Genomic DNA, 18,303 nt, shown 5'->3' on the forward strand with positions numbered 1-18,303 from the left:
CCATGAGCGAGTTTTTTCAATCGAATGCCGACGTTATCCAGCGTCGCTGGCCTCTGGTGGCTGCCCGCCTGTTGGCGGAAGATCCGTCATCGCTGCAGGCTGATCTGGTGGAAGGGCTGGGTTCGACGTTGAGCATCAACGGCATTCAACTGACCAGCCGCCATGACCGGATGCGCGAGGCGCAAATCCAGGCGGCGAGCCTGGCGCAGAACAGTCGGGTGCTGCACGTCTATGGCACCGGGCTGGGCGATCTGCAACTGGAACTGTTGCAGCGTCCGCAGCTCAAGCAATTGCACGTGCATCTGCTCAACGGTGCGGTGTTTGCGTTGGTTCTGCAGTTGCTCGATCAACAGCCGTGGCTCAACGATCCGCGCATCGAATTGCATTACGCCGGCGATCTTGCGGAAATCTGCCTGCCGTTTTTCGCGTTGCCCTCGGAGTTGGTATTGGCCGACAACTACAACGCCAAGATCCGTGATCGGCTGATCAGCGAAACCCACCTGAGCTTCAACAATCGCGAGTTCGACCCGCAATCACCGGAATGCGTCGAGCGTCTGCAAGCCAGCAAGACGCTGCTGCAGGGTGATGGCGATGTAGCTGAGCTGTTTGGCTCGCAGACTGGACGCGATGTTTTCGTGATTGCCACGGGGCCGAGCCTGGAGCTGCACTTCGAGCGCCTGCGAGCCATTCGCGAGCAAGCCGAGCGGCCGTTGTTCATTTGTGTCGATACGGCGTATCGCCCGTTGCTGGAACACGGCATTCGTCCAGACTTTGTGGTCACCATCGATCAGCGCATTTCGGCCCGGCATCTGCCGCCGGCGGACACTGCTTCAATAGCGCTGATCTATATGCCCATGGTTGATCCGCAGGTGCTCGAGGACTGGCAAGGCGTGCGCTACGCCGCTTACTCGGCCAGTCCGATCTATCAAGCGATTCGCCAGCAACTGCCTCGCGGCGAACTGTATGTCGGTGGCAGTGTGATTCATCCGGCGGTGGATCTGGCGGTGAAAATGGGTGCGGCGCAGATCACTCTGTTCGGCGCCGACTTTGCTTTTCCTGGCGACAAGACCCATGCCGGTTGGGGCGACGGTGATCTGGGGCCGCAACTGGTCGCAGCCAAACACTGGGTGCTCAATGGCCATGGACAGCGAATCAAGACCCAGCTCAACTTTCGCAGTTATCTGTGCGAACTGGAGCGCTACATCGCCAGGCATCCGCAGGTGCGTTTCCATAACACCAGCCGGGCAGGAGCGATGATTGCCGGAACGGCGTTTGATCCGGAGTGGGCGGTATGAGCATGAGCGATTCGTTTGTTGTCAGGGCGCGCGAGTGCGCCGTCCTGTTTCGCCTGGGGCGGGACGTGGAGGCCGAGGGCGTGATGATCGATCTTGTGACTGATATACAGCCGTCATTCGACAAGGCATCGCAGCAAAGTCAGCAGCAGTGGTTGCAGGTGCTTGCTCAGATGCTGCAATGCCAGGAAACCCAGAATTGGTTGGCGTTGGCCGACTATCTGGAATACGAGCTGGTACAGGTGGTGGCTGACAATCTGTCCATTTGAACGATTTTGCTCTGTCGCGGCTGTCAGGAGGGCATTGTTCTGAGTGAGTGGCGAATTCCTGACGCCAATTATTCGCTGTCGGGCGGTCGCCAAGACCTTGATTTGCGGGGGGTGGCCACCTGATGGCAAAAATTTTCGAAATTCTGCTAAAGCAACCTGCGTTGGCGACGATAACTATTACGAAGGTTCTCTAGGCCATACCGGGCGGTTGCCAGGGCCGGAAGCCGTAGTACCCAACCAACGAGGAATTCGTCATGGCTTTAACAGTAAACACCAACACTACTTCCCTGGGTGTTCAGAAGAACCTGAACCGTGCGTCCGACGCACTGTCGACCTCGATGTCCCGTCTGTCCTCCGGCCTGAAAATCAACAGCGCTAAAGACGACGCCGCTGGCCTGCAGATCGCTACCCGCATGACTTCGCAAATCCGTGGTCAGACCATGGCTATCAAAAACGCCAACGACGGTGTTTCGATCGCTCAGACCGCTGAAGGCGCTCTGCAAGAGTCGAGCAACATTCTGCAACGTATGCGTGAAATCTCGCTGCAATCGCGAAACGACTCGAACGGTACTGCTGACCGTACCGCTCTGGACAAAGAATTCCAACAGTCCGTTGCTGAATTGACCCGTATCGCTCAATCGACCAACCTGAACGGTAAGGCTCTGATCGACGGTACTGCTGGTGCGATGGAGTTCCAGGTAGGTTCGAACACAACTTCCGACAACCAGATCACTCTGACCCTGTCGACCAGCTTCGACGCCAGCGCCCTGGGCATGACCGGTCTGGTCATCTCTGGTGTGGACAACGCTACCAACCACACCAACGTTGATGCTTCGATCTCGGCAATCGATGCTGCCCTGGCAAACATCAACGCCACTCGCGCTGACCTGGGTGCTGCTCAGAACCGTTTCTCGACCACCATCTCCAACCTGCAGAACATCAACGAAAACGCCAGTGCTGCACTGAGCCGCGTACAAGATACCGACTTCGCTGCTGAAACTGCACAGCTGACCAAGCAGCAGACTCTGCAACAAGCTTCCACCGCAGTTCTGGCTCAGGCCAACCAACTGCCATCCGCTGTACTGAAACTGCTTCAGTAATAGCCGATGAGTTTTGGCGGGGGAGTGCGCTTGCGTGCTCTCTCGCTTTTTCACTTTGAGAGGTGATGGACATGGATATGAGCGTCAAGCTGAACTTGTCTTATCCTGCGGCACAGCAGGCGACGACTGTTGCCGACAAGCCTGCGCAGAAGCCTCGAGCGGAAACTGCGCAAGTGGTAGCCGTCAAGGAAGAAAGTAAAAGCGCAAAAACCGAACAGGAAAAACTGAAGATGGCCGTTGAGGAAATCGAAAAGTTCGTACAGTCGGTCAAGCGTAACCTGGAGTTTTCGATTGATGAGCCTTCAGGCAAAGTAGTGGTCAAGGTAATTGCCGGCGACTCCGGTGAGGTGGTCCGCCAGATCCCCAACGAAGAAGTCCTGAAACTGGCAAACAGTTTGAATGATGCAAGCAGCCTGTTGTTCAGCGCAAAAGTCTGACAGCTGGCACGAATTTTGTTGCTATGTTCTTTTGGGCGTTGTAGTGGTCAAAAGGCCGGCGACACACTGAAGGGAGCTCAACATGGCAAGTCCAATTCTACCGGGTCTGGGTTTAGGCTCTGGCCTCGATACCACCGCCATCGTCAAAGCATTGGTGGATGCCGATAAGGCCGCCAAACAGAATCAGATCACTCGTCAGACGGCTACCAACACTTCGCAGATCTCCGCGATTGGTAGCCTCAAAAGTGTCCTGGCGAACTTTCAGGCGGCGATCAAGAATCTGGGCGATACCAAAAATCCGCAATTCCTGGGTTTCACTGCGACGTCCGCCGATCCAAAAGTGCTGACAGCGGTAGCCAGCAATACGGCCGTCAACGGTACGTATTCGATCAAGGTCACCAACCTTGCGACCTCCTCCAAAGTGGCGACTGCCGCTTTTGTTGGTGGCGTCACCAGCTCTATTCCTGAAGGTACGCTGAATATCACGCAAAATGGCGTCAGCCGTCCCGTGACCATTCCGGCGGGCGCAACGTTGCAATCGGTGCGTGATGCGATCAACACCCAGCAGGGCGCCAACGGCTTCAGCGCCAACATCGTGACCGACCAGTACGGTTCGCGTCTGGTGATGGGTTCGACGACGACCGGTGCCGGTTCCGATATCACCCTCAGTGGTATTGCAGGCCTGGAAATCACCGCTGGCCAGAAAATGGACACGCCGCCGACGGCGACCTCGGCCGGTGCCATCGGTGAGTTCGCGATGGATGCGAGCTTCAGCGTGGATGGCCTCGCGCTGACCAGCAAGAGCAACACGGTCGATAAGGCGATCTCCGGCTTGACCCTTAATCTGGTCGCCGGTGGTAATGCAACCACAACGGTAACAGTGGGCCCGAACAGCGATGGCTTGAAAAAATCCATTCAGACGTTCGTGGATGCTTACAACCAGGTCGTGACCAGCGTGAATGCCTTGACCAAGCCAACTCTGGATGACGACGGCAAACCGACCGTTGCGGCAGCGTTGACCGGTGACCCTCTGGCGCGCGGTATTCTGGCGTCGATTCGTGAGCCTCTGGCCACGACGGGTGCGGGTGACAAACTCACGGTTCTGTCGCAGTTGGGTATTACCACCAACCAGAAGACCGGTGCGCTGGATTTTGACAGTGCCAAGTTTACAACCGCCATGGGTGCGCAGCAGCTCGGTGGTGAGGTTCAGAAGCTGTTCCTGGGCGACCCGGCAGCAACCGGTGCCGCCTCCAAAGGCTTGCTGGATCGTATGAACGATGCCATCACGCCTTATACCGTCACCGGCAAGGACGGCATCCTGGATGCGCGCTCGACCAACCTGGCCAAGGCCAAGACCAATCTGTCCAACCAACAGGTCGCGCTGGATCGTCGGGTTGAAACGCTGACTGCCGTGTTGACCAAAAAGTACAACGACATGGACACCCTGGTCGGAAAGCTGAAGGCCACTGCCAGCAACATTACTTCGATGTTCGAAGCGATCTCGGCGCAGCAGAAGAACAGCTGATAGCGCGGTAAACGCCAAAAGCCCGGCGACGTTTTCGGCGTTCCGGGCTTTTTGCATTTGCATCTAAAGTTTTTTGACGCGTCGTCGATATGCTGGTTATACGAACCAAAGAATTCAGATGAGGTACAACATGAATCCAATGTTAGCCCTTCGCCAATATCAGAAGATTGGCGCTCAGGCCCAGACTTCCGAAGCCAGCCCTCATCGTCTGGTGCAAATGCTGATGGAGGGAGGCCTGGATCGAATTGCCCAGGCCAAAGGTGCGATCGAACGCAAAGACATCCCGAACAAGGGTGTGTTCATCAGCAAGGCCATCGGCATTATCGGTGGTCTGCGTGAAGGTCTGGATCTGGATAACAAGGCTGAGTCGGTGGGCGAACTGGACAGTCTCTACGCTTACATGATGAAGCGTCTGGCGCAAGCCAACGTCAATACCGATTCAAAGATCCTCGACGAAGTCGCTGACCTGCTGAACACGGTCAAGGACGGCTGGGATGCCATCGGCACGCCAGGTCCTCAGTTTTAAGGAGATCACCATGAGTCTTGTATTGCAGCGAATCGAACAAACCCGGGAAGGTCTTGTAGGCGCTCTGGCCGAGCGTAACTGGGAAGCTATCGGTGAGTTGGACCAGGCTTGCCGTTCCTGCATGGAAGACGTCTTGAGTGAACCTTCGGTGGACGAGGCGGCGTTGCGCGATAATCTTGAAGAGTTGCTGGGGGTCTACAAGCAGCTACTTGAGGCGGCAACGGGAGCGAGGCAGGCGATAGTCGATGAGATGTCGCAGATCCACCAAGCACAAAACGCGGCAAAGGTTTACCATCTGTTTGGTTAATTAAACCCGGGTTAATCCAGACATGTGCGCCATAAATTTGACTGTGCACGGTTTTTTGACTTAACTAGTGGCTGGTTCCAGATTTCAGTCGTCTTCAGGCATATCAGGCCTGCAAGCGTTTAGCTTGCCCCAGCATTTTGGGCATTGAGTTGACTAGGGAAGTTGCTATTGCATGTGGCGTGAAACCAAAATTCTGCTGATCGATGACGATAGCGTCCGCCGCCGCGACCTGGCGGTGATTTTAAATTTTCTCGGCGAAGAAAATTTACCCTGCGGTAGCCATGACTGGCAGCAGGCTGTCGGCTCTTTGTCGTCAAGTCGTGAAGTGATCTGCGTCCTCATCGGGACGGTCAACGCTCCTGGTGCACTTCTGGGTTTGCTTAAGACACTCTCGACATGGGATGAGTTCCTTCCGGTTTTGTTAATGGGCGATAATTCTTCCATTGACCTGCCCGAAGACCAGCGTCGGCGAGTGCTTTCGACCCTCGAAATGCCGCCCAGCTACAGCAAATTGCTCGATTCGCTGCACCGTGCCCAGGTCTATCGCGAGATGTACGACCAGGCCCGCGAGCGCGGTCGCCATCGCGAACCCAATCTTTTCCGCAGCCTTGTCGGTACCAGCCGGGCGATTCAACACGTCCGCCAGATGATGCAGCAAGTCGCCGACACCGATGCCAGTGTGCTGATCCTCGGTGAGTCCGGCACCGGCAAGGAAGTGGTTGCGCGCAACCTGCATTACCATTCCAAGCGCCGCGAAGCGCCGTTCGTGCCGGTCAACTGCGGTGCGATCCCGGCCGAGTTGCTGGAAAGCGAATTGTTCGGCCATGAGAAGGGCGCCTTCACCGGGGCGATCACCAGCCGCGCCGGTCGATTCGAACTGGCCAACGGCGGCACCCTGTTCCTCGATGAAATCGGCGACATGCCGCTGCCGATGCAGGTCAAGTTGCTGCGCGTGTTGCAGGAGCGCACCTTCGAGCGCGTGGGCAGCAACAAGACCCAGAGCGTCGACGTGCGCATCATTGCGGCGACCCACAAGAATCTCGAAAGCATGATCGAGATCGGCACCTTCCGCGAAGACCTGTACTACCGCCTGAATGTGTTCCCGATCGAGATGGCGCCGCTGCGTGAGCGCGTCGAAGACATTCCGCTGCTGATGAACGAACTGATCTCGCGCATGGAGCACGAGAAGCGCGGTTCGATCCGTTTCAACTCGGCTGCGATCATGTCGCTGTGCCGCCATGCCTGGCCGGGCAACGTCCGCGAACTGGCCAACCTGGTGGAGCGCATGGCGATCATGCATCCATACGGCGTGATCGGCGTGGTCGAGTTGCCGAAGAAATTCCGCTACGTCGACGATGAAGACGAGCAAATGGTCGACAGCCTGCGCAGCGATCTGGAAGAGCGCGTGGCCATCAACGGCCATACCCAGGACTTCACCGCCAATGCCATGCTGCCGCCGGAAGGCCTGGACCTGAAGGACTACCTCGGTGGTCTGGAACAGGGGCTGATCCAGCAGGCGCTGGATGATGCCAACGGCATTGTGGCCCGCGCTGCCGAGCGCCTGCGCATCCGTCGTACCACACTGGTGGAAAAGATGCGCAAGTACGGCATGAGCCGTCGTGATGGAGACGAACAGGCGGATGATTGACGCCTGTTTTCCAATCCATTCATTTATAAGCGGTTTTTTTTAGGCACGGGTATTGCTAAGTCCCTCGCAACGTTCCGTTTAACTGACGGTCAGCCAAGCGAGAGAGCACGATGCCCCAAGCCGCCCAGATGTCTCCTGTCCCTGATGCTTCGCGGCAACCGTCGTCCGTAGAGCAGGCGAGCCGGCTTGGCCTTGAGCAGGCATTCGCGCTGTTCAATCAGATGTCCAGTCAGTTGACCGATTCCTACAGCATGCTTGAAGCCCGGGTCACCGAGCTCAAGGGTGAATTGGCGGTGGTCAGCGCCCAGCGCATGCAGGAACTGGCGGAAAAAGAACGCCTGGCCAACCGCCTGCAAAACCTCCTCGATCTGTTACCCGGCGGTGTCATCGTCATTGACGCCCAGGGCATCGTGCGCGAAGCCAATCCGGCGGCGTGCGAGTTGCTGGGACTGCCGCTGGAAGGTGAATTGTGGCGCCACGTCATTGCCCGCTGTTTTGCGCCGCGCGAAGACGATGGCCATGAAGTCTCCCTCAAGGATGGTCGGCGCCTGTCGATCGCCACGCGCTCGCTGGACGCCGAGCCAGGCCAGTTGGTGTTGCTCAACGACCTGACCGAAACCCGCCACCTGCAGGATCAACTGGCTCGTCATGAGCGGCTGTCGTCACTGGGGCGCATGGTTGCTTCGTTGGCTCATCAGATACGCACGCCGTTGTCCGCCGCGTTGCTGTATGCCAGTCATTTGACCGAGCAAGAGCTGCCGGTCGCCACCCAGCAGCGCTTTGCCGGGCGCCTCAAGGAGCGCCTGCACGAACTGGAACATCAGGTGCGCGACATGTTGGTCTTCGCCCGTGGTGAGTTGCCGCTGACCGACCGTGTAACCCCCGGTCAATTGATGCAATCGTTGCAAGCGGCGGCGCTGACCCATGTACAGGATCTGCCGATCCGCTGGCAGTGCGACAGTCACTCGGGGGCGTTGCTGTGCAATCGCGACACCCTGGTCGGCGCGATCCTCAATCTGATCGAGAACGCCATTCAGGCCAGTGCCGGTCAATTGCGTCTCAAGATTCACCTCTATACCCGCGGCAGCAACCTGCGCCTGTGCGTGAGCGACAGTGGCTGCGGTATCGATGCTGCCGTACTGGCGCGATTGGGTGAGCCATTTTTTACCACCAAGACTACCGGAACAGGTCTTGGCCTGACCGTGGTCAAGGCAGTGGCTCGTGCTCATCAGGGAGAATTGCAGTTGCGTTCGCGGCTTGGTCGCGGCACCTGCGCGCAGGTGATCCTGCCGTTGTTCAGTAGCGCTCAAGGAGCGGAGTGACACAGATGGGTATCAAGGTTCTGTTGGTCGAGGACGACCGCGCGCTGCGCGAGGCATTGGCCGATACGCTGTTGCTCGCGGGGCACGATTACAAGGCGGTGGGTTCGGCAGAGGAGGCGTTGCTTGCCGTCGGCGAAGAGGCCTTCAACCTGGTGATCAGCGACGTCAACATGCCGGGCATGGACGGCCACCAGTTGCTGGGCCTGCTGCGAGCGCGGCAGCCGCAGTTGCCGGTGTTGCTGATGACCGCCCACGGTGCGGTCGAGCGTGCGGTCGATGCGATGCGCCAGGGGGCGGCGGATTATCTGGTCAAGCCATTCGAGCCCAGGGCATTGCTCGATCTGGTGGGGCGTCATGCCCTGGGCAATCTCGGCCTGGCCGAGGGCGAAGGGCCGATAGCATTCGAGCCGGCGAGCGCGCAGCTACTCGAGTTGGCGGCGCGGGTCGCGCGCAGCGATTCCACGGTGTTGATCTCGGGTGAGTCGGGCACGGGCAAGGAAGTGCTGGCGCGCTACATCCACCAGCATTCTCATCGCGCCAATCAGCCGTTCATTGCGATCAACTGCGCGGCGATTCCGGACAACATGCTCGAAGCGACCTTGTTCGGGCACGAGAAGGGTTCCTTCACCGGCGCCATTGCCGCGCAAGCCGGCAAGTTCGAGCAGGCTGACGGCGGCACCATTCTGCTCGACGAAATTTCCGAAATGCCCCTGGGGCTCCAGGCCAAATTGCTGCGCGTGCTGCAAGAGCGCGAGGTCGAAAGGGTTGGGGCGCGCAAACCGATCACATTGGACATTCGTGTGGTCGCCACCACCAATCGCGACCTCGCGGGTGAAGTGGCGGCGGGGCGCTTCCGCGAGGATCTTTACTATCGTCTGTCGGTGTTTCCCCTGGCCTGGCGCCCGTTGCGCGAGCGCACCGCCGACATCCTGCCGCTGGCCGAGCGCCTGCTGGCCAGGCACGTCAATAAAATGAAGCATGCGGCTGCCAGATTGTCCCCCGAAGCCCAGGCGTGCCTGATCGGTTATCCGTGGCCCGGCAACGTGCGTGAGCTGGACAACGCGATTCAGCGTGCACTGATCCTGCAGCAGGGTGGCTTGATCCAGCCGCAGGATTTCTGCCTGGCCGGGCCGGTGGCTTGCGCACCACTGCCGGCGTTGGCGCGTCCCGTGGAAGTCGAGTCCGAGTCGGCCGGTGCGCTGGGCGATGATCTGCGTCGCCGTGAATTCCAGATGATCATCGATACCCTGCGCGCCGAGCGCGGTCGTCGCAAAGAGGCGGCCGAGCGCCTGGGCATCAGCCCGCGAACCCTGCGTTACAAGCTGGCGCAGATGCGCGATGCCGGCATGGATGTGGAAGCCTTTTTATTCGCCACCTGATGCCTTCCCCCCTGTAGGAGCGAGTCTGCTCGCGATGGTCGCCAACGATAACGCTGGGAACCTGACACCCCGCGGTGTTCTCGGGTTCATCGCGAGCAGGCTCGCTCCTACAGATGAGGCGCCGGGAAAGCTGGCACCCTTGTTGCTAACACCTCACTACCCGTCGAGTGAGTGTCAAAAAATTGCGGGTCGTCAAAGAGAGAGACCATGAGCCAAGGTATTGAATTCAATCGGTTGATGCTGGATATGCGCGCCATGCAAATGGATGCCATGTCTGCGCCGAAATCCACTGCCGTCCCTGAAATGACGGGCAGCAGCTTTTCCGACATGTTCGGTCAGGCCATCAATAAAGTGAACGACACCCAGCAGGCTTCCACGCAGTTGGCCAGTGCGTTCGAAATCGGCAAAAGCGGCGTCGATCTCACGGACGTGATGATTTCCTCGCAGAAGGCCAGCGTGTCGTTCCAGGCGTTGACCCAGGTGCGCAACAAAGTGGTTCAGGCCTACCAAGACATCATGCAGATGCCGGTTTAAAGGACGAGATTGAGTCATGGCAGATGCAGTCGCCGATAACGTTCCGGCCAAGGCCACTTCAATAGACGGCAAACCGCCGCTGTTCGGGTTGTCCTTCCTGGAAAACCTCTCCGAGATGACCATGTTGCGTCAGGTGGGCCTGTTGGTCGGCCTGGCGGCGAGCGTGGCGATTGGTTTTGCCGTGGTGTTGTGGTCCCAGCAACCGGACTACCGGCCTCTGTACGGCAGCCTTGCCGGCATGGACGCCAAGCAGGTCATGGATACCCTGGCCTCCGCCGATATCCCGTACAACGTCGAACCCAATTCCGGTGCCTTGCTGGTCAAGGCCGATGACCTGTCCCGTGCGCGGCTCAAACTCGCGGGCGCTGGTGTCACTCCCAGCGACGGCAACATCGGCTTTGAAATCCTCGATAAGGAACAGGGGCTGGGCACCAGCCAGTTCATGGAGGCGACCCGTTATCGTCGCGGCCTCGAAGGCGAACTGGCACGCACCATTTCCAGCCTGAACAACGTCAAGGGTGCCCGCGTGCACCTGGCAATCCCGAAAAGCTCGGTGTTCGTGCGCGACGAGCGCAAGCCGAGCGCTTCGGTTCTGGTTGAGCTCTATTCCGGTCGTTCCCTGGAACCCGGCCAGGTCGTGGCCATCATCAACCTGGTGGCGACCAGCGTTCCCGAACTCAGCAAGTCGCAGATCACCGTGGTCGACCAGAAGGGCAACCTGCTCTCCGATCAGGCGGAAAACTCCGAGCTGACCATGGCCGGCAAGCAGTTCGACTACAGCCGCCGGATGGAAAGCATGCTCACCCAGCGCGTGCACAACATCTTGCAGCCGGTGTTGGGCAACGACCGTTACAAGGCCGAAGTCTCGGCCGACGTGGATTTCAGTGCGGTCGAATCGACTTCCGAGCAATTCAACCCGGATCAACCGGCGTTGCGCAGCGAACAGTCGGTCAACGAACAGCGTACCGCCAGCAATGGCCCGCAAGGCGTACCGGGTGCCCTGAGCAACCAGCCGCCAGCACCGGCCTCCGCGCCGCAAACCACCGGCGGCACTCCGGGGGCAGCCGGCATGGTGCAGCCGGGTCAGCCACTGGTTGATGCCAACGGCCAGCAAATCATGGACCCGGCCACCGGTCAGCCGATGCTCGCCCCGTACCCGGCGGATAAGCGTCAACAATCGACCAGGAACTTCGAACTCGACCGCTCCATCAGCCACACCAAACAGCAACAGGGCCGGTTGAATCGCCTGTCCGTGTCGGTGGTGGTCGATGATCAGGTCAAAATCAACCCGGCCAACGGTGAAACCACCCGTGCGCCGTGGACCGCCGATGAATTGGCGCGCTTCACGCGTCTGGTGCAGGACGCGGTCGGCTTCGATGCCAGCCGTGGCGACAGTGTCAGCGTGATCAACATGCCGTTCTCCGCCGAGCGCGGTGAAGCGATTGCCGAAATTCCGTTCTACTCCCAGCCCTGGTTCTGGGACATCGTCAAGCAAGTGCTGGGCGTGCTGTTCATCCTGGTGCTGGTGTTCGGGGTGCTGCGTCCGGTGCTCAACAACATCACCGGCGGTGGCAAGGGCAAGCAGCTTGTTGGCTTGGGTAGCGATGTCGAGTTGGGTGGCATGGGCGGTCTGGACGGCGAACTGGCCAACGACCGTGTCAGCCTCGGTGGCCCGACCAGCATCCTGTTGCCGAGCCCGAGCGAAGGCTATGACGCTCAGTTGAACGCAATCAAGAGTCTGGTGGCAGAAGATCCGGGTCGTGTGGCCCAGGTCGTGAAAGAGTGGATTAACGCAGATGAGTGATAACCGAGCCGTTGCCGCCAAGCTGTCCAAGGTCGACAAAGCCGCAATCCTGTTGCTGTCACTGGGCTCCACCGATGCTGCCCAGGTGCTGCGCCACATGGGCCCCAAAGAGGTTCAGCGCGTGGGCGTGGCCATGGCCCAGATGGGTAATGTGCACCGCGAGCAGGTCGAGCAGGTGATGAGCGAGTTCGTCGATATCGTCGGCGACCAGACCAGCCTGGGCGTCGGCTCCGACGACTATGTGCGCAAGATGCTCACCCAGGCCCTGGGCGAAGACAAGGCCAACGGCCTGATCGACCGCATCCTGCTCGGTGGCAACACCAGTGGCCTCGACAGCCTGAAGTGGATGGAGCCGCGCGCCGTCGCCGACGTGATCCGTTACGAGCACCCGCAGATCCAGGCGATCGTGGTGGCGTATCTCGATCCGGACCAGGCCGGTGAAGTGCTCGGCAACTTCGACCACAAGGTGCGGCTCGACATCATCCTGCGGGTGTCCTCGCTGAACACCGTGCAGCCCGCGGCCTTGAAAGAGCTCAATCAGATTCTCGAGAAGCAGTTCTCGGGCAACTCCAATGCCTCGCGCACCACCCTGGGTGGCATCAAGCGCGCGGCGGACATCATGAACTTCCTCGACAGCTCGATCGAAGGCCAGCTCATGGACTCGATCCGCGAAGTCGACGAAGACCTGTCGGGTCAGATCGAAGACCTCATGTTCGTGTTCAACAACCTGGCCGATGTCGACGACCGCGGGATCCAGGCGCTGTTGCGCGAAGTCTCCTCCGATGTGCTGGTACTGGCCCTCAAGGGGTCGGACGAAGGCGTCAAGGAGAAGATTTTCAAGAACATGTCCAAGCGTGCGGCCGAACTGTTGCGCGACGACCTGGAAGCCAAGGGCCCGGTGCGCGTCAGCGATGTGGAAACCGCGCAGAAGGAAATCCTCACCATCGCCCGCCGTATGGCCGAAGCCGGAGAAATCGTTCTCGGCGGCAAAGGCGGCGAGGAAATGATCTAACACCATGGTCAAGAATGATGATGCACCCACTGACCTGATCCGGGCCAGGGATGTCGGTGGCTTCGAGTCCTGGGCACTGCCCAGCTTCGACCCGCCGGAACCCGAGCCGGAACCAACACCGGAACCCGAGCCGCCGGAAATGGAGGACGTGCCGCTGGAGGAAGTCCAGCCACTGACCCTCGAAGAACTCGAAAGCATTCGCCAGGAAGCTTACAACGAAGGTTTCGCGGTGGGTGAGAAGGAAGGTTTCCACAGCACCACGCTCAAGGTCCGTCAGGAAGCCGAACAGGCACTGACGCCGAAGCTTGCCGGGTTGGAGCAGTTGATGGCGCACCTGTTCGAGCCCATCGCCGAGCAGGACACCCAGATTGAAAAGTCCCTGGTCGACCTCGTGCAGCACATCACCAGACAAGTGATTCAGCGTGAACTGGCCATCGACTCGACGCAGATCGAACACGTCATGCGCGAAGCCCTCAAGCTCTTGCCGTTGGGCGTGGGCAATGTGCGGCTGTATATCAATCCGCAGGACTTCGCACAGGTCAAAGCCCTGCGCGAACGCCATGAGGAAACGTGGCGCATCGTCGAGGACGAATCGTTGTTGCCTGGCGGTTGCCGGGTCGAGACAGAACACAGCCGCATCGACGCCACGGTCGAAACCCGTATCGCGCGGGTAATGGACAAGCTGTTCGATCAGTTGCACGAGCAGGCCTTGCACCCGGCCGCGCCGGACCTGAGCCTGGAACTGCCGATCCACAGCCAACCTGCGGCCGCGCCAGAGCCGGATGCACCTGATGCGCCTTGAGCGCACCAGCTTCGCCAAGCGCCTGGGCAGTTACGCCGAGGCGACTACGCTTGCCGGTGCGCCGATCCTTGAGGGCCGCCTGCTGCGCATGGTCGGCCTGACCCTCGAAGCCGAAGGCCTGCGCGCCGCCATGGGCAGCCGCTGCATGGTTATCAACGACGACAGTTATCACCCGGTGCAGGTCGAAGCCGAAGTGATGGGCTTCTCCGGCAGCAAGGTCTTTCTGATGCCGGTTGGCAGCGTCGCTGGTATTGCCCCTGGCGCCCGCGTTGTTCCCTTGTCCGATACCGGGCGTTTGCCGATGGGCATGAGCATGCTCGGGCGGGTGCTCGATGGCGCCGGTCGCGCGCTGGACGGCAAGGGCGGGATGAAGGCCGAAGACTGGGTGCCGATGGATGGCCCGACCATCAACCCGCTCAAGCGCGAACCGATCAGCGAACCGCTGGACGTGGGCATCCGGTGCATTAACGGCATGTTGACGGTCGGGCGCGGTCAGCGGCTTGGGCTGTTCGCCGGTACCGGTGTCGGTAAATCCGTGCTGTTGGGCATGATGACCCGCTTCACCGAGGCCGACATCATCGTCGTCGGGTTGATCGGTGAGCGGGGTCGCGAAGTTAAAGAATTCATCGAGCACATCCTCGGTGAAGAAGGGCTCAAGCGTTCAGTGGTGGTGGCGTCCCCGGCGGACGATGCGCCGCTGATGCGCCTGCGCGCGGCGATGTATTGCACGCGCATCGCCGAATATTTCCGCGACAAGGGCAAGAACGTTCTGTTGCTCATGGATTCGCTGACCCGTTTCGCCCAGGCCCAGCGGGAAATCGCCCTGGCCATCGGCGAGCCGCCGGCGACCAAGGGTTATCCGCCGTCGGTGTTCGCCAAGCTGCCGAAACTGGTGGAGCGGGCCGGCAACGCGGAGAAGGGCGGTGGTTCGATCACCGCGTTCTACACCGTGCTGTCCGAAGGCGATGACCAGCAGGATCCGATTGCCGACTCGGCGCGGGGCGTGCTCGACGGGCACATCGTGCTGTCCCGGCGCCTGGCCGAGGAAGGGCATTACCCGGCCATTGATATCGAGTCGTCCATCAGCCGGGTAATGCCGGCGGTGGTGTCGCCGGAACACATGACCCGTGCGCAGTATTTCAAGCAACTGTGGTCACGCTATCAGCAGAGCCGCGACCTGATCAGTGTCGGCGCCTATGTCGCCGGAGGAGATCGCGAGACCGATCTGGCGATTTCCCTGCAACCGCAATTGGTCAAATACCTGCGCCAGGGCCTCAACGACAGCATCAGCCTGGGCGAAAGCGAGGCGTATCTGGCCTCGATCTTCGCGCCCGCGGCAGGCGGTTAAGCGGTCATGGCCCTGAGTCGGGCAGGAAGGCTGGCGCCGGTGGTGGAAATGGCCGAAAAGGCCGAGAAAACCGCGGTCCAGCGTCTGGGGCACTTTCAAGGGCAGGTTCGCCTGGCACAAAGCAAACTCGCCGACCTCGAAGCCTTCCGTCTCGACTATCAGGAACAATGGATCGTACGCGGCAGCAGCGGTGTCTCGGGCCAGTGGTTGCTGGGCTATCAGGGCTTTCTCGCGCAACTGGGCACGGCCATCGACCAGCAGCGGCAAAGCCTGGCCTGGCATCAGAACAACTTGAACAAGGCCCGGGAAACCTGGCAGCAGGCGTTTGCCCGGGTTGAAGGCTTGCGCAAGCTGGTTCAGCGCTACGCCGATGAAGCGCGGGCGCTTGAAGACCGGCGCGAACAGAAGCTGCTGGATGAATTGTCCCAGCGCTTGCCGCGCGAGAACCCCTATTGAGCGTGCTTTCAAAAAACGCGCAGGCTTGCCCCTATCGACACCTGATGCTAAACCTTCTAAACGTTTTATAAAGACAAGGAAGCCATGAAATGTCGGTGATTACAGAAGTGTCCGAGGATGGACAAAGACTGACGATCTCGATCAGGGGACGATTCGATTTCGCCAAGCATCAGGAATTTCGTAAGTCCTACGAAGATAGAGAGCTATCAGCGGTCGTGGTCGACCTGAAAGACGCCACTTACCTCGACAGTTCGGCCCTGGGGATGCTGCTGCTGTTGCGCGATCACGCCGGTGGCGACGACTCCGATGTGCGCGTCGTCAACAGCAGCACCGATGTGCGCAAAATCCTCGCCATCTCCAACTTCGACAAACTGTTCGACATCAGTTGATTGCCATGCAGCCACTGGAGCCGCTGACGATCCTGATTGCCGAGGACAGCGCCGCTGATCGCCTGCTGTTGTCGAGTATCCTGCGCCGCCAGGGGCACGAGGTACTGACAGCGGCCAACGGCGTCGAAGCGGTCGAGGTGTTTGGCCAGCAACACCCGCACCTGGTGTTGATGGATGCGATGATGCCGGTCATGGACGGCTTCGAGGCGGCCCGGCAAATCAAGGCCATGGCCGGTGAAACCCTGGTGCCGATCATCTTCCTCACGTCGTTGTCCGAAAACGAAGCCTTGGCCCGCTGCCTGGAAGTCGGCGGTGACGACTTTCTGGCAAAGCCCTACAACCAAGTGATTCTCGCCGCCAAGATCAAGGCGATGGATCGCTTGCGGCGCTTGCAGGACACCGTGCTGCAACAGCGTGACCAGATCGCCCGGCACCACGACTATTTGCTCAACGAGCAGCGCGTGGCCAAGGCCGTTTTCGACAAGGTGGCGCACTCCGGCTGTCTGAATGGCGCACCGAATATCCGTTATCTGCAATCGCCCTATGCGCTGTTCAACGGCGACCTGTTGCTGGCCGCGTTCACTCCGGCCGGAGACATGCACGTGCTGCTGGGCGACTTCACCGGCCACGGTTTGCCAGCGGCGGTAGGCGCCATGCCCCTGGCCGAAGTTTTCTACGGCATGACCGCCAAGGGCTATGGCCTGGCGGAAACCCTGCGCGAGATGAATGCCAAGCTCAAGCGCATCCTGCCGGTGGACATGTTCTGCTGTGCCACGTTGCTGTGCCTGAGTTTTCAGCGCCGTTCGGTGGAGGTCTGGAACGGCGGCATGCCCGACGGTTACCTGCATCGCATTGCCAGTGGCGAGCGCACGCCTCTGCCGGCGCGGCACCTGCCTTTAGGGGTGCTGAGCCCGGAATCCTTCGATGAGCGTACCGACATGTATCCCATGGCCCTCGGGGATCGGGTGTTTCTCCTGTCCGATGGGGTGATCGATACCTGCGACGCCAATGATCAGTTGTTTGGCGTACAGCGATTGCAGCAGGTATTTGCCACCAATCGACATCCGGATGCGCTGTTCGAAGAGATCGAGCAGGCGTTGCGTCATTTCGGCGGAGAAACGCGTGACGATGTCAGCATGGTCGAAGTCAGCCTGCTGGAGTCGGCGCAGATCAGCCCGCCGGCGTTGGTCTACTCCGACAGCGGCCAGTCCTGCCCGCTGGACTGGTCGGTAAGTTTCGAGTTTCGCGCCGCCACGCTCAAGCGCTTCAACCCGTTGCCCTACCTGTTGCAGTTGTTGCTTGAGGTCCATGGTCTTCGGGCTCAGAGCGGTGCGCTCTACAGTGTGCTGGCGGAGCTCTATTCCAATGCGCTGGAGCATGGCGTGCTGGGGCTGGATTCGGGCCTCAAGCGCGATGCCTCGGGGTTTGCGCGGTATTATCAGGAGCGCAATACCCGGCTGGACGAGCTGCGCGAAGGCTATGTACGGTTAAGTTTGCAGGTGACGCCAACGGACGATGGCGGTTGCCTGACCATTCACGTTGAAGACAGTGGCAAGGGTTTCGATGTCGAGCGGGTGATGGCAAGACCTTTGGAAGACATCCGCCTGTCGGGACGCGGGGTCAGTCTGATCCGCCAGTTGGGGCGTAATGCCCGCTGGACCGACGATGGTCGAAGTGCACGCGTGGAGTTTATCTGGGAGGCTCTGGCATAATCCGCGCATTCTTGATCAAGGAGTGAGCAAGTGGACGACACACATGTGGATCGCGACGTGCTGAGTGCATTGCAGGAAGTGATGGAGGAGGGCTATCCGGATCTGCTGGATATCTTTCTTGCTGACTCCGAAGAGCGCCTGAAAGTCTTGAGAGCGGCAGACAGCGCCGCATTGCTCGTTGCAACCGCCCATAGCTTCAAGGGCAGCAGCAGCAATATGGGCGCCCTCAGGCTGACCGAGCTATGCCACCAGCTTGAGCAGCAGGCCAGAAGCTTGCCACGCCCCGCCGTTCAGGAACTGGTCGGCGAAATCGATCGCGAGTTCGCCGGTATCCGGCCTCTGTACGAAGCTGAACGACAGCGTTGCCCGGCGAAAATCTGAGCACACGCTGCATTTGGTCTTCTTCGAGTGAAACTGGCTCGACCTTTGCAGTCAACTTAT

General features: G+C 59.8%; 19 protein-coding genes. All 19 read left to right on the forward strand.

Annotation, left to right across the window (positions count from 1 at the left end; all coding sequences use genetic code 11):
- The first annotated feature begins 2 nt into the window (after positions 1 to 2).
- The 19 genes from ACM6J5_RS21310 to ACM6J5_RS21400 all read left to right on the forward strand — a co-directional run bounded on the left by ACM6J5_RS21310 (position 3) and on the right by ACM6J5_RS21400 (position 18,243).
- Positions 3 to 1,295 (forward strand): motility associated factor glycosyltransferase family protein, encoded by a 1,293-nt coding sequence (locus ACM6J5_RS21310; RefSeq protein ID WP_414929290.1) that lies wholly within the window; start codon positions 3 to 5, stop codon positions 1,293 to 1,295.
- A complete protein-coding gene (locus ACM6J5_RS21315; protein WP_414929291.1) occupies positions 1,292 to 1,561 on the forward strand; it encodes a hypothetical protein in 270 nt (89 codons plus the stop codon). The genes ACM6J5_RS21310 and ACM6J5_RS21315 overlap by 4 nt, the downstream gene beginning before the upstream one ends.
- 254 nt (positions 1,562 to 1,815) lie before the next feature.
- Positions 1,816 to 2,661: a flagellin domain-containing protein gene (locus ACM6J5_RS21320; protein ID WP_008052859.1), complete on the forward strand. Its 846-nt coding sequence runs from the start codon at positions 1,816 to 1,818 to the stop codon at positions 2,659 to 2,661.
- A 71-nt stretch (positions 2,662 to 2,732) separates the two neighbouring features.
- On the forward strand, positions 2,733 to 3,098 hold the full coding sequence (locus tag ACM6J5_RS21325) for a flagellar protein FlaG (protein ID WP_095944091.1): 366 nt from the start codon (positions 2,733 to 2,735) through the stop codon (positions 3,096 to 3,098).
- Between the two features lie 82 nt (positions 3,099 to 3,180).
- Positions 3,181 to 4,623 (forward strand): flagellar filament capping protein FliD, encoded by a 1,443-nt coding sequence (gene fliD, locus ACM6J5_RS21330; protein ID WP_095944085.1) that lies wholly within the window; start codon positions 3,181 to 3,183, stop codon positions 4,621 to 4,623.
- Positions 4,624 to 4,753: 130 nt separating this feature from the next.
- Positions 4,754 to 5,149: a flagellar export chaperone FliS gene (gene fliS / locus ACM6J5_RS21335; protein ID WP_095944084.1), complete on the forward strand. Its 396-nt coding sequence runs from the start codon at positions 4,754 to 4,756 to the stop codon at positions 5,147 to 5,149.
- Between the two features lie 10 nt (positions 5,150 to 5,159).
- Positions 5,160 to 5,456 (forward strand): flagellar protein FliT, encoded by a 297-nt coding sequence (fliT, locus tag ACM6J5_RS21340; RefSeq protein ID WP_095944083.1) that lies wholly within the window; start codon positions 5,160 to 5,162, stop codon positions 5,454 to 5,456.
- A gap of 172 nt (positions 5,457 to 5,628) precedes the next feature.
- Entirely contained in the window at positions 5,629 to 7,104 is a 1,476-nt protein-coding gene (locus tag ACM6J5_RS21345; protein ID WP_095944082.1) for a sigma-54 dependent transcriptional regulator, read from the forward strand.
- A gap of 128 nt (positions 7,105 to 7,232) precedes the next feature.
- Positions 7,233 to 8,426 carry a sensor histidine kinase gene (locus ACM6J5_RS21350; protein ID WP_172435352.1) on the forward strand — a complete coding sequence of 398 codons (1,194 nt, stop codon included), beginning with the start codon at positions 7,233 to 7,235 and terminating at the stop codon, positions 8,424 to 8,426.
- 5 nt (positions 8,427 to 8,431) lie between these two features.
- Entirely contained in the window at positions 8,432 to 9,805 is a 1,374-nt protein-coding gene (locus ACM6J5_RS21355) for a sigma-54-dependent transcriptional regulator (protein WP_414929292.1), read from the forward strand.
- A 207-nt stretch (positions 9,806 to 10,012) separates the two neighbouring features.
- A complete protein-coding gene (gene fliE, locus ACM6J5_RS21360; protein ID WP_008052868.1) occupies positions 10,013 to 10,339 on the forward strand; it encodes a flagellar hook-basal body complex protein FliE in 327 nt (108 codons plus the stop codon).
- Positions 10,340 to 10,355: 16 nt separating this feature from the next.
- Complete coding sequence (gene fliF, locus ACM6J5_RS21365) at positions 10,356 to 12,143, forward strand: flagellar basal-body MS-ring/collar protein FliF (RefSeq protein WP_414929293.1); 1,788 nt, start codon at positions 10,356 to 10,358, stop codon at positions 12,141 to 12,143.
- Positions 12,136 to 13,155, forward strand: coding sequence for a flagellar motor switch protein FliG (gene fliG, locus ACM6J5_RS21370; RefSeq protein ID WP_007983391.1), 1,020 nt, complete (start codon positions 12,136 to 12,138; stop codon positions 13,153 to 13,155). Before fliF ends, fliG begins: the two co-directional genes overlap by 8 nt.
- A 4-nt stretch (positions 13,156 to 13,159) precedes the next feature.
- Positions 13,160 to 13,957 (forward strand): flagellar assembly protein FliH, encoded by a 798-nt coding sequence (gene fliH / locus ACM6J5_RS21375; RefSeq protein WP_095944078.1) that lies wholly within the window; start codon positions 13,160 to 13,162, stop codon positions 13,955 to 13,957.
- Positions 13,947 to 15,305, forward strand: coding sequence for a flagellar protein export ATPase FliI (gene fliI / locus ACM6J5_RS21380; RefSeq protein WP_414929294.1), 1,359 nt, complete (start codon positions 13,947 to 13,949; stop codon positions 15,303 to 15,305). Before fliH ends, fliI begins: the two co-directional genes overlap by 11 nt.
- Before the next feature lie 6 nt (positions 15,306 to 15,311).
- Positions 15,312 to 15,761 (forward strand): flagellar export protein FliJ, encoded by a 450-nt coding sequence (fliJ, locus tag ACM6J5_RS21385; protein ID WP_095944077.1) that lies wholly within the window; start codon positions 15,312 to 15,314, stop codon positions 15,759 to 15,761.
- An 89-nt stretch (positions 15,762 to 15,850) separates the two neighbouring features.
- Positions 15,851 to 16,150 (forward strand): STAS domain-containing protein, encoded by a 300-nt coding sequence (locus ACM6J5_RS21390; RefSeq protein ID WP_095944076.1) that lies wholly within the window; start codon positions 15,851 to 15,853, stop codon positions 16,148 to 16,150.
- Positions 16,151 to 16,155: 5 nt separating this feature from the next.
- Positions 16,156 to 17,862, forward strand: a complete 1,707-nt coding sequence (locus ACM6J5_RS21395) for a fused response regulator/phosphatase (RefSeq protein WP_095944075.1) — start codon at positions 16,156 to 16,158, stop codon at positions 17,860 to 17,862.
- 30 nt (positions 17,863 to 17,892) lie between these two features.
- The gene (locus tag ACM6J5_RS21400) at positions 17,893 to 18,243 is read left to right on the forward strand and encodes an Hpt domain-containing protein (RefSeq protein ID WP_095944074.1); all 351 of its coding nucleotides are present in this window, start codon (positions 17,893 to 17,895) and stop codon (positions 18,241 to 18,243) included.
- Positions 18,244 to 18,303 lie beyond the last annotated feature (60 nt).

The sequence above is a fragment of the Pseudomonas sp. IT-P74 genome, from assembly GCF_949768175.1.
Taxonomy (GTDB): Bacteria; Pseudomonadota; Gammaproteobacteria; order Pseudomonadales; family Pseudomonadaceae; genus Aquipseudomonas.